This window comes from Muricoccus nepalensis, from assembly GCF_006438825.1.
Lineage (GTDB): Bacteria > Pseudomonadota > Alphaproteobacteria > Acetobacterales > Acetobacteraceae > Roseomonas > Roseomonas nepalensis.
In genome coordinates, this window is sequence record NZ_RCZP01000004.1 from 82967 (window position 1) to 94500 (window position 11534).

Annotated in this window: 11 protein-coding genes; 8 read left to right on the forward strand and 3 right to left on the reverse strand. The window is 73.9% G+C overall.

Annotated features, from left to right (window positions below; translation table 11 throughout):
* Genes EAH89_RS06805 through EAH89_RS06815 form a run of 3 tightly spaced genes read right to left on the reverse strand, consistent with a single transcriptional unit; the run spans position 1 to position 2137 of the window.
* Entirely contained in the window at positions 1–657 is a 657-nt protein-coding gene (locus EAH89_RS06805) for an amino acid ABC transporter permease (protein WP_140882048.1), read from the reverse strand.
* Positions 654–1289, reverse strand: a complete 636-nt coding sequence (locus tag EAH89_RS06810; protein ID WP_140882049.1) for an amino acid ABC transporter permease — start codon at positions 1287–1289, stop codon at positions 654–656. The genes EAH89_RS06805 and EAH89_RS06810 overlap by 4 nt, the downstream gene beginning before the upstream one ends.
* 14 nt (positions 1290–1303) lie before the next feature.
* Positions 1304–2137 carry a transporter substrate-binding domain-containing protein gene (locus EAH89_RS06815; protein WP_140882050.1) on the reverse strand — a complete coding sequence of 278 codons (834 nt, stop codon included), beginning with the start codon at positions 2135–2137 and terminating at the stop codon, positions 1304–1306.
* A gap of 177 nt (positions 2138–2314) precedes the next feature.
* Between EAH89_RS06815 and EAH89_RS06820 the strand changes: the two genes are divergently transcribed.
* The 8 genes from EAH89_RS06820 (at position 2315) to EAH89_RS06855 (ending at position 11525) form a co-directional block, all read left to right on the forward strand.
* Positions 2315–3289 (forward strand): isopenicillin N synthase family dioxygenase, encoded by a 975-nt coding sequence (locus EAH89_RS06820; RefSeq protein WP_140882051.1) that lies wholly within the window; start codon positions 2315–2317, stop codon positions 3287–3289.
* A 4-nt stretch (positions 3290–3293) separates the two neighbouring features.
* A complete protein-coding gene (locus EAH89_RS06825) occupies positions 3294–4064 on the forward strand; it encodes a UTRA domain-containing protein (protein ID WP_140882052.1) in 771 nt (256 codons plus the stop codon).
* A complete protein-coding gene (gene hutU / locus EAH89_RS06830; protein ID WP_140882053.1) occupies positions 4061–5737 on the forward strand; it encodes a urocanate hydratase in 1677 nt (558 codons plus the stop codon). Before EAH89_RS06825 ends, hutU begins: the two co-directional genes overlap by 4 nt.
* Positions 5692–7230: a histidine ammonia-lyase gene (gene hutH / locus EAH89_RS06835; RefSeq protein WP_140882054.1), complete on the forward strand. Its 1539-nt coding sequence runs from the start codon at positions 5692–5694 to the stop codon at positions 7228–7230. The genes hutU and hutH overlap by 46 nt, the downstream gene beginning before the upstream one ends.
* Positions 7223–8419, forward strand: coding sequence for an imidazolonepropionase (gene hutI / locus EAH89_RS06840; RefSeq protein ID WP_140882055.1), 1197 nt, complete (start codon positions 7223–7225; stop codon positions 8417–8419). Before hutH ends, hutI begins: the two co-directional genes overlap by 8 nt.
* A 54-nt stretch (positions 8420–8473) precedes the next feature.
* Entirely contained in the window at positions 8474–9370 is an 897-nt protein-coding gene (locus EAH89_RS06845) for a LysR family transcriptional regulator (protein ID WP_140882056.1), read from the forward strand.
* A 95-nt stretch (positions 9371–9465) separates the two neighbouring features.
* Positions 9466–9972, forward strand: a complete 507-nt coding sequence (locus tag EAH89_RS06850) for a formate dehydrogenase subunit gamma (RefSeq protein WP_140882057.1) — start codon at positions 9466–9468, stop codon at positions 9970–9972.
* Complete coding sequence (locus tag EAH89_RS06855; protein ID WP_140882185.1) at positions 9972–11525, forward strand: NADH-ubiquinone oxidoreductase-F iron-sulfur binding region domain-containing protein; 1554 nt, start codon at positions 9972–9974, stop codon at positions 11523–11525. The genes EAH89_RS06850 and EAH89_RS06855 overlap by 1 nt, the downstream gene beginning before the upstream one ends.
* The last annotated feature ends 9 nt before the right edge of the window (positions 11526–11534 follow it).

The following is an 11534-nucleotide window of genomic DNA, read 5'->3' on the forward strand; positions in this document are numbered from 1 at the left end:
TCACGCGGTGCCGAGGGTGGCGCGGGCGATGCCCCGCTCCAGCCGGCGCGCGCCGTAGGCGGTGAGCTCCACCAGCAGCCAGTAGCTGAGCGCGAGCGCCGTCATGGTCTGGGCGAAGGCGAAGGTGGCGCTGCCGACGCCCGAGACAGTGAAGGTGAGCTCGGGCACGGTGATGATGGAGAGGATGGCGGTCTCCTTGATGAGGATCACCGCGAGGTTGGCGAGCGCCGGCAGCACGGAGAGCGCCATCTCCGGCAGCAGGATGCGGGTGATGGTCTGGCGCGTGGTCAGGCCGAGCAGCCGCGCGGCCTCGGTGTGGCCGGGCGGGATGGCCGCGAAGCCGCCGCGGAAGACCTCGCTGAAATAGGCGGCCGCGTAGACCGAGAGGGCGAGCCAGCCCGCGAGGATCGGCGTCAGGTCGAGCCCGATGAAGGGGCCGCCGTAGTAGAGCAGGAAGGCCTGCACCACGAAGGGCACGCCGCGCACGATCTCCACCAGCGCGAGCAGCAGGCCGTTGACCGGGCGCGGGCCGAAGTGCCGGGCGCAGGCGACCAGCACCCCGGCGACGAGGCCGGTGGCGACGGAGGCGAGCCAGATGCCGACCGTGAGCGGCAGGCCACGCGCCACCGCCCACAGGGTTTCGGCCGCGATGCTCACGCGCGCCGCCGGTCGCGGAAGGCCGCCATGATCGTGAAGTTGATGACGAGGTAGATGGCGCCGCAGAGGGCGTAGGACTGCAGCGGCATGAAGGTGCTCGACGCCAGGGCCTGCGAGGTGCGCGTGAGTTCGAGGATGCCGACGAGGGAGATGAGGGAGGAGGCCTTGAGGATCATGATCGCCTCCCCGACGAGGGCCGGCCGCATGGCCGCGGCCGCGATGGGCAGGCGGATGCGGAGGAAGGCCTGGCTGCGGGTGAGGCCGAGCAGGCGCGCGGCCTCCACCGTGCCGGGCGGGACGAGGGCGAGGCCGCCGCGCAGGATCTCGGCCGCGTAGGCGGCGCAGCAGAGGGCGAGCGTGCCGACGGCCGCGACGATGGCAGGGATGTCGAGCCCGAGGAAGGGCAGCGCGTAGTAGGCGAGCAGGAGCTGCACGAGCAGCGGCACGCCGCGGAAGAAGCTGATGTAGAGGGCGGCGAAGACGCGGGGGCCGCGCGCGCGCGCGGTGGAGGCGGCCGCGATGGCCGCCCCCGTCGCGAAGCCGAGCGCGATGGCGGCGAGCGACACCGCCACCGTGGCCACCGCGCCGCGCAGCAGCGCGGGCAGGGCCTCCTCGATGAAGGCCCAGTCCATGTCAGACGTCCATTCTAGACGGTGGGCGCGGGCACGGTGTCGGGCGTGTCGAAGGCCTGGCCGAACCACTTCGTCTGCAGGGCGCCGAGGCGGCCGTCGTTGCGCATCTTCACGATGGCGGCGTCCACGGCGTCGAGCAGGGGCGCGGAATCCGCGTCCTTGCGGCCGATATAGCCGAAGTACGACGTCGCGCCGAAGGGCGGCTGCACCACCGCGAAGACGTTCGGCCGCTGCTTCGCGACGTAGGCGATGTTGGGCAGCGAGTTGGCCACCGCCACGACGCGCCCGGCCGCGAGGTCGGCATAGGCCTCGGAAAAGGACTGGTACTCCCGGATCGGCGGGGTGGTGCCGGGCAGGGTCGCGACGAAGGCCTGGAACTGGGCGAGCTGGGCGGTGGCCGTCGCGCAGCCGAGCTGCTTGCCCGCGATATCCTGCGGCTTGGTGATGCTGGACTCGTTCGCGCGCTTGAGCAGGGCCACGGTCGCCTCGGCCACGGGCACGGTGAAGCGGTAGCGCTCCGAGCGGGCCTTGGTGATGGTGGCGGGGCCGCCGACGAGGTCGTAGCGGCTGGCCTCCAGCCCCGGCAGCACGGCGGGCCAGGGCAGGTCCTGAAAGGTGATCTTCACGGCGAGCTCCTTGCCGACCTCGGCGAAGAGCTCCGCGTTCAGGCCCACCTGCTTGCCGCCCTCGGTGAAGTCGAAGGGCGCGAAGTGCATCTCGGTGGCGATGACCAGCTCGCCGGCGCGCTTGGCCTTCTCGAGGTTGTTGGCGGCGGCGCGGCGGATGGTGGCCGCGGCCAGACCGGTGCCGAGGGTGGCGGCGCCAAGGCCGCGGCGGGTGAGTGTCATCGGGGGGCTCCTTCTCTGGGCCAGGGCGCCTGGCGGCGGGTCGTTGCAGGACGGGATGGTGAGGGAGAGAGGCGGTCGGAGCCAAGGGCGCCGAGCTTGACATGACAGGTCATGGACGCAAGCATTCCCCCGGCGGCAAGGCAAGACCCCTTGCGGGCCCTGGCGGGGACGACGCGCATGGACGGAAACACCTCTCTTCCCGTGATCGACGTTTCGGGGTTGGCCGCGGGTTCAGCAAGCGCCGTGCCGGCCGTCGCGGCCGCGATCCGCGAGGCCTGCACCGGGCCGGGCTTCTTCTACGTCTCGGGCCACGGCGTGCCGGAGCCGGTGATCGCCGCCGCCGTCGCGGCCGCGCGCGACTTCTTCCACCTTCCCCAGGAGACCAAGGCGCGGGTGCGCGCCAACGCGCGCCACCGCGGCTGGCACGCCATGGGCGGCGCGCTGATGGAGGGCGCGAAGCACGCGGACCGGAAGGAGTTCTTCTCGATTGGGCTCGAGCTTCCCGAGGACGACCCCGCGGTGCTGGCGGGCGAGCCGCTGCGCGGCCCGAACCAGTGGCCGGACTTCGCGCCCGCGCTGCGGCCGGCCATGGGCGCCTATTACGACGCCATGCTGGCGCTCGGCGCGCGGCTGACGCGGGCGGTGGCGGTGAGCCTCGGGCTGGAGCCGGGCTTCTTCGAGCCGCGCTACCGCAAGCCGCTGCAGCGGACGCAGGCGATCTTCTACCCGCCGCAGGAGGTGGGCGCGGAGGAGGAGGTCTTCGGCGTCGCGCCGCACACGGATTTCGGCCTTCTCACGCTGCTCTGGCAGGACGACAACGGCGGGCTGCAGGTGCGGGAGCGGCGCAGCGGCGGCTGGATCGACGCCCCTCCCCTGCCCGGCACCTTCGTCGTGAACGTGGGCGACCTGCTGGGGCGCTGGAGCAACGACCGCTTCGCCTCCACGCCGCACCGGGTGGTGAACCGGAGCGGGCGGGAGCGGATGTCCATCGCGACCTTCCACGACCCCGACTTCGGCGCGCTGATCGACCCGCGGGAGCTCGGCACACCGGACGGCGAGGCGCGCTACGAGCCGATCACGGCGGGGCGGCACATCCTCAACCGCTTCGACCAGGCCTTCGGCTACCGCAAGACAGTCGCGCCGGCGGGCTGACGCGGTGCCGGACGGCGGCGCGCCGCAGCCGCGCTACGCGGCGGTGAAGGAGTTCGTCCTCTCCCGCATCGCCTCGGGCGAGTGGGCGGCGAACGCGCGCATCCCGAGCGAGAACGAGCTGGGGCCGATGCTCGGCGTGTCGCGCATCACCGTGAACCGCGCCTTCGCGGAGCTGGCGCGGGAGGGGCGGCTGCGGAAGGTGCCGGGGGTCGGGACCTTCGTGGCCGCGGACCTCGACGGCAACAAGCCGCGCACGGGGCTGACGAGCATCGAGAGCATCGCGGAGGAGATCCGCGGGCGCGGGATGGCCTGGTCCTGCGAGGTGCTGGCGCTCGGCGCGGCCACGCTGACGGAGGAAGCGGCGGACGCGCTGGGCCTGCCGCGCGGCGGGCGCGTGCCGGCCTCGATCGTGCTGCACAAGGGCGACCTGCTGCCGATCCAGCTCGAGGAGCGCTTCATCCGCCCGGGCTACGCGCCCGGCTACGAGGCCCAGGATTTCTCCGCGCGCACCACCTACGACTTCCTGCGCGAGGTCGGCAAGGTGACGGAGATGGAGCAGGCGGTGACCGCCATCCTGCCCCTCGACGAGATCGCGCGGCTGCTGGAGGTGGGGCCGCGCGACCCCTGCCTGGTGATCCGCCGACGCACCTTCCGCCACGGCGAGGCCACGACCTTCTCGCGCCTGACCCAGCCCGCCAGCCGCTTCGAGCTCTCCGGACGCTACCGGATGCAGGACGGGCCGGGCGGCCACTACAGCCTTCGGGGAACCGCATGAGCGACAACGCCCGCTTCCGCAACGCGCCCGCCATCCGCGCCGCGCGGGGAAGCCAGCTCTCCGCGCGCCACTGGGTGACGGAGGCGCCGCTGCGCATGCTGATGAACAACCTCGACGACGAGGTGGCGGAGAACCCGGGCGCGCTGGTGGTCTATGGCGGGATCGGCCGCGCGGCGCGGGACTGGCGCAGCTACGAGATGATCGTCGACGTGCTGCGGCGGCTGGAGGATACGCAGACGCTGCTGGTGCAGTCCGGCAAGCCTGTCGGCGTCTTCGAGACGCACGCGGACGCGCCGCGGGTGCTGATCGCCAACTCCAACATCGTGCCGGCCTGGGCGACCTGGGAGAAGTTCAACGCGCTCGATCGCGCGGGGCTGATGATGTACGGCCAGATGACGGCGGGGTCCTGGATCTACATCGGGTCGCAGGGGATCGTGCAGGGGACCTACGAGACCTTCGCCGAGGCCGGGCGGCAGCATTTCGGCGGCGATCTCGCGGGGCGCTGGATCCTGACGGGGGGGCTCGGCGGCATGGGCGGGGCGCAGCCGCTGGCCGGCGTCTTTGCGGGGGCCTCGGTGCTGGCGGTGGAGTGCCAGCCCAGCCGCATCGAGAAGCGGCTGGAGACGCGCTATCTCGACCACCGGGCGGACGACCTGGACACGGCGCTGGCGATGATCCGGCGCGCTTGTGACGAGCGGCGCGCGATCAGCGTGGGGCTGCTGGGCAACGCCGCGGAGGTCTTCCCGGAGCTTGTGCGGCGCGGCGTGGTGCCGGACATCGTGACGGACCAGACGAGCGCGCACGATCCCTCCAACGGCTACCTGCCCGCGGGGTGGACGCTGGACGAGTGGCACGCGAAGCGGGAGAGCGACCCGCGCGCGGTGGCGGCGGCGGCGAAGCGGAGCATGGTGGCGCATGTCCGGGCCATGCTGGACTTCAAGCGCATGGGCGCGGTGGTCATGGACTACGGCAACAACATTCGGCAGATGGCGAAGGACGAGGGGCTGGCGGAGGCCTTCGACTTCCCGGGCTTCGTCCCGGCCTATATCCGGCCGCTGTTCTGCCGCGGCATCGGGCCCTACCGCTGGGCGGCGCTGTCGGGCGATCCCGAGGATATCCGCAAGACCGACGCCAAGGTGCGGGAGGTGATCCCGGACGACCCGCATTTGCACCGCTGGCTCGACATGGCCCAGGCGCGCATCGCCTTCCAGGGGCTGCCCGCACGCATCTGCTGGGTGGGGCTCGGGGACCGGCACCGGCTGGGGCTCGCCTTCAACGAGATGGTGGCGCGCGGCGAGTTGTCCGCGCCGGTGGTGATCGGGCGGGACCACCTCGATTCCGGCTCCGTCGCCTCGCCGAACCGGGAGACGGAGGCGATGCTCGACGGGTCGGACGCGGTGTCGGACTGGCCGCTGTTGAACGCGCTGCTGAACACGGCCTCGGGCGCCACCTGGGTCTCGCTGCACCACGGCGGCGGCGTGGGCATGGGCTACTCGCAGCACGCGGGGATGGTGATCGTGGCGGACGGCACGCCGGACGCGGCGCGGCGTCTGCGGCGGGTGCTCTGGAACGACCCGGCGACGGGCGTGATGCGCCACGCGGACGCGGGCTACGAGGCCGCCAAGGAATGGGCGCGGGAGAAGGGGCTGGACCTGCCGATGGTGGGGCGGTGATCGCCCCGGGCGGGGCGACGCTCGCCGCGCTTCGGGCGGTGATGGAGGGTGGGCCGCTCGCGCTCGCGGAGGGCTGGCGCGCGTCGGTGCGGGCCAGCCATTCGGCGCTCGCCGCGCGGCTCGGGGCCGGCGAGGTGATGTACGGGGTGAACACCGGCTTCGGCAAGCTGGCGGGCACGCGCATCGCGCCCGACGACCTCGTGCGGCTGCAGCTCAACCTCGTGCGCAGCCACGCCTCGGGCGTGGGCGAGCCGCTGCCGCGGCCGGTCGTGCGACTGGTGCTCGCGCTGAAGGCGCTCTCGCTCGCGCGGGGCGCGTCGGGCGTGCGGGAGGAGACGGTGGAGGCGCTGCTGCGGCTGCTGGAGGCCGATGCGCTGCCGGTGATCCCGGCGCGTGGGTCGGTGGGCGCTTCGGGGGACCTCGCGCCGCTCGCACATCTCTCGATGGTGCTCATCGGCGAGGGCCAGGCGGAGGTCGGGGGGCGGGTGGTCGGCGGGGCGGAGGCGCTGGCGCAGGTCGGGCTCGCGCCGCTGCCGCTGGGGCCGAAGGAGGGGCTCGCGCTGCTGAACGGCACGCAGGTCTCGACGGCCATCGCGCTGCTCGGGTTGTTCCAGGCGCGGGACCTCTTCGCCACCGCGCTGGTGGCGGGGGCGATGAGCACGGAGGGCGTGCGCGGCTCCGACACGCCCTTCGATCCGCGCATCCACGCGCTGCGCGGGCAGCCCGGACAGATCCGGGCGGCGGCGGCGCTGCGGGGGCTGATGGCGGGCAGCGCGATCCGGGAGAGCCACCGCACCGGCGACCCGCGTGTGCAGGACCCCTACTCCATCCGCTGCCAGCCGCAGGTGATGGGCGCCGTCCTCGACACGCTCGACCATGTGGCGGCGGTGCTGGAGCGCGAGGCGAACGCGGTGACGGACAACCCGCTGGTTACGGCGGAGGGCGAGGTGCTGTCGGGCGGGAACTTCCACGCGGAGCCGGTGGCGCTGGCGGCCGACCATCTCGCGCTGGTGCTGGCCGAGATCGGCGCGCTGTCGGAGCGGCGGATCGCGCTGCTGACCGATCCCGCGCTCTCGGGGCTGCCGGCCTTCCTCGTGCGGGACGGCGGGCTGAACTCGGGCTTCATGATCGCGCAGGTGACGGCGGCGGCGCTGGCGAGCGAGGGGAAGTCGCTCGCCCATCCCCGCAGCGTGGACAGCCTGCCGACCTCGGCCAACCAGGAGGACCATGTGAGCATGGCCACCGGGGCGGCGCTACGGCTGCTGCCGATGGCGGGGAACCTGCGGGACATTCTGGCTATCGAGTTGCTGGCGGCGAGCCAGGCGGTGGAGTTTCACCGGCCGTTGCGATCCTCCGTGCCGCTGGAGGCGGCGCACGCGCTCGTGCGGGGCGTGGCGGCGGCCTGGGAGGCGGATCGCTTCATGGCGCCGGACATCGCGGCCGTCGCGGCGCTGGTGGCGGCGGGGCGCTTCGCGGCGCTGGCCGATGGCTGAGTTCGACCGGGTCTGGGTGGGGGCGGATTTCCTCACCATGACGGACGGGCTGGGTGTGCTGCGGGACGGCGCGCTGGCCGCGAAGGAGGGGCGCATCGCCTGGGTGGGTCCGCGCGCCGCGCTGCCCGCGCATTCGGCGCCGGTCGTCGATTGCGGCGGCGCCTGGGTGATGCCGGGGCTGGTGGACTGCCACACGCACCTGGTGTTCGGGGGCAACCGCGCGGCCGAGTTCGAGCGGCGGCTGGCGGGCGCGACCTACGAGGAGATCGCGCGGGAGGGCGGCGGCATCCTCTCCACCGTGCGGGCCACGCGCGCGGCGACGGAGGAGGAGCTAGTGGCGGGCGCCCTCCCCCGGCTCGACGCGCTGCTGGCCGAGGGCGTGACGACAGTGGAGGTGAAGTCGGGCTACGGGCTCGAGCTCGAGGCGGAGCGGCGGATGCTGCGCGCGGCGCGGGCGCTGGGGCGGGAGCGCCGCGTGTCGGTGGCGACGAGCTTCCTCGGCGCGCACGCGGTGCCGCCCGAATACAGGGGGCGGCAGGGGGACTACGCGGCGGCGGTGGCCGGCATGGTCGCGCCGCTGGCCGCGGAGGGGCTGGTGGACGCGGTGGACGCCTTCCTCGAGCGCATCGCCTTCACGCCGGCGGAGACGGAGGCAGTGTTCCGTGCGGCGCGCGCCGCCGAGCTGCCGGTGAAGCTGCACGCGGACCAGCTGAGCGACGGGGGGGGCGCGGCGCTCGCGGCGCGGTTTGGTGCGCTCTCGGCGGACCACCTGGAGCACGCCTCGTCGGCGGGGCTGGCCGCGATGGCGGCGGCGGGGACGGTCGCGGTGCTGCTGCCGGGGGCGACCTACTTCATCCGGGAGGAGCGGGTGCCGGACGTCGCGGCGATGCGCGCGGCCGGGCTGCGGATGGCGGTCGCGACGGACATGAACCCGGGCTCCTCGCCGGCGCGCTCGCTGCTGCTGATGCTGAACATGGCCTGCACGCTCTACCGGCTGACCGTGGAGGAGGCGCTGCTCGGGGTGACGCGGCACGCGGCGGCGGCGCTCGGCCTCGCGGACCGCGGCGCGCTGGCGCCGGGGATGCGCTGCGACCTCGCGATCTTCCGCGTCGGCTCGCCGGCGGAGCTCCCCTACTGGATGGGCGGCAATCCCCTCGCCGGACGGGTGGTGGCCGGGCAGGACGCCTGAGCGGGCGGCTTGCCAGCCGCGCGCCCCGTCCCTCTCATGCCGGCGGGAGGGCGCATGATCGACAAGCTCGGGTTCCTCGTCGCCCTCGCGCGGGAGGGGAACTTCCGGCGCGCGGCGGAGGCCTGCGGCGTCGCGCAGCCGACGCTCTCCGCCGGGATCAAGGCGCTGGAGGCGGAGCTCGGCGCGCTGCTCGTGCACCGTTCCTCGCGCTATCTCGGGTTGACGCCGGAGGGGGAGAAGGCGGTCGCCTGGGGGCAGCGGATGCTGCGCGACGCGCGGGCGATGCGCCAGGACCTGCAGGCGGCGCGCGGCGGGCTCGCCGGGCACCTGCGGGTGGCGGTGATCCCGACGGCGCTCGCGCTGGTGCCCCACCTCACCCTCGCCTGCCGCCGCCGGCACCCGGGGATGCGCTTCACCATCCTGTCGCAGACCTCGGCCGCGATCCTCGAGATGCTCGAAGCCTTCGAGGCGGACGCGGGCATCACCTACATTGGTAACGAGCCGCTCGGGCGCCTGCGGAGCCTGCCCCTGTCGACCGAGCGCTACCGGCTGGTCGTGCCGCCGGGCTCGGCCTTCGCCGGCCGGCCCTCCGTGGCCTGGGCGGAGCTGGCGGGCCAGCCGCTGTGCCTGCTGACGCCCGACATGCAGAACCGCCGCATCATGGACGGGCTGATGATGAGCGCGGGGGTGGAGCCGGCGGCCACGGTGGAGTCCAACTCCATCGTCGCCCTCATCGCGCATGTCCGCAGCGGGGCGTGGATGACGGTGCTGCCCGAGAGCCTGGCGAACACGCTTGGCACGGCCTCGGGGCTGCCGGCCATCCCGCTGGTCGCGCCGGAGGCCGCCTATGGGATCGGGCTGGTGGTGCCGCGGCTCGACCCGGTCCCGCCGCTGACTGCGGCCCTATTGGCGGCGGCGCAGGAGCTGGGGGATGGGCAGGCCGCGTCTTGATCGGGTTTTGCTATCGCAGCACGGCCGTGAGCGCTTGATGCGGCGGTGGATGATCCGCAGGATGGATCGTCCAAGAAAAGAGTTCCTCCCGACGCATGCAGGGCCCGAGCGCCACCCTTTCCCATCCGGCCGTCGCGGCGCCTCCCTGGGACGAGGCCCTCGCCGCCGGGATCATCCGCGAGCTGGCGGGGCTCGAGGGCGCGCTGCTGCCGATCCTCCACGCCCTGCAGGAGCGCTTCGGCTGGGTCCCGCGGGAGGCGGTGCCTCTGGTGGCGGAGGCGCTCAACCTCTCCCGCGCGGAGGTGCACGGCGTCGTCACCTTCTACCATGATTTCCGAGCCAGCCCGCCCGGGCGCCACGTCCTGAAGCTCTGCCGCGCCGAGGCCTGCCAGGCGATGGGGGCGGAGGCGCTGGCGGAGGGGTTCATGCGGCGGCACGGCCTCGCCTGGCACGGGACCACGGGGGATGGCGGCCTGACGCTGGAGCCGGTCTTCTGCCTCGGCCTCTGCGCCTGCGCGCCGGCGGCGCTGCTCGACGGGGAGCCGCTCGCGCGGCTCGACGACGCGCTCCTCGACGGGCTGGTGGAAGGGGCGCGGGCGTGATGCGCGTCTTCCTGCCGAAGGACGCGGCCGCGCTGGCGCTGGGGGCGGAGGCGGTGCTGCGCGCGCTGCGGGAGGCGGCGGCGCGGCGCGGCGTGGCGCTGGAGGTCGTGCGGACGGGATCGCGCGGGGCCGTCTGGCTGGAGCCGCTGGTGGAGCTGGAGACGCCGGCCGGGCGGATCGGCTACGGGCCGGTGCGGGCGGGCGACGCGGCGGGGTTGCTGGAGGCTTGGCTCGACGAGGACGGCGCGCACCCGCTGCGGATCGGGCCGCCGGAGAGCCATCCCTGGTTCGCGGGGCAGACGCGGCTGACCTTCGGGCGCTGCGGGGTCGTCGATCCGGAATCCGTCGAGGACTACGCGGCGCACGGGGGCTTCGCGGGGCTGTTGCGGGCGCTGTCGATCGGCGGCGAGGCGATCGTCGACGCGGTGAAGCTCTCGGGGCTGCGCGGGCGCGGCGGTGCGGGCTTTCCCACGGGGATCAAGTGGAACACCGTGCGGCTCGCCGAGGCCGACCGGAAGTACGTGGTCTGCAACGCGGACGAGGGCGACAGCGGCACCTTCGCGGACCGGATGCTGATGGAGGGCGACCCCTTCCTCCTCATCGAGGGGATGGCGATCGCGGGCGTCGCGGTCGGGGCCACGAAGGGCTACGTCTACGTGCGTTCGGAATACCCGCAGGCGGTGCGGGCGATGCGGACGGCGATCCTCGCGGCGCGGTGGGCGGGATGGCTGGGGGAGGATGTCGCGGGCTCCGGCCAGGCCTTCGACCTGGAGGTGCGGGTCGGCGCCGGCGCCTATATCTGCGGCGAGGAGACGGCGCTGCTGAACTCGCTGGAGGGCAAGCGCGGCGTGGTGCGCGCCAAGCCGCCGCTGCCGGCGGTCGAGGGGCTGTTCGGCCGGCCGACGGTGGTGAACAACGTGCTCTCCCTCGCCGCCGTGCCCTGGATCCTCGCGCACGGGGCCGAGGCCTATGCGGGCTTCGGCAGCGGGCGCTCGCTCGGGACGCTCGCGGTGCAGATCGCGGGGAACGTGCGACGCGGCGGGCTGGTGGAGATCCCCTTTGGCCTGCCGCTGCGCGACGTGGTGGAGGGATGGGGCGGCGGCACCGCGACGGGGCGGCCGTTCCGCGCGGTGCAGGTGGGCGGGCCGCTGGGAGCCTACTTCCCCGAGGCGCTGCTCGACACGCCGCTGGACTACGAGGCCTTCGCGCGCGCGGGCGGGCTGCTCGGCCATGGCGGCGTGACGGTCTTCGATGACCGCGTGGACCTGTCGCGCCAGGCGCGCTTCGCCTTCGAGTTCTGCGCGGCCGAGAGCTGCGGCAAGTGCACGCCGTGCCGCATCGGCGCCGTGCGCGGCGCGGAGGTGATCGACCGCATCACCACCGGGGTGGACGTGGCGCGGAACCTCGCCGTGCTGGACGACCTGCTGGAGCTGATGACCGACGCCTCGCTCTGCGCGATGGGCGGGCTGACGCCCATCCCGGTCGGCAGCGCGCTGAAGCATTTCCCCGAGGATTTCGATGCCGCCCGCGGCCTGTCCCGGGCGGCGGAGTGAGGGAGCGGG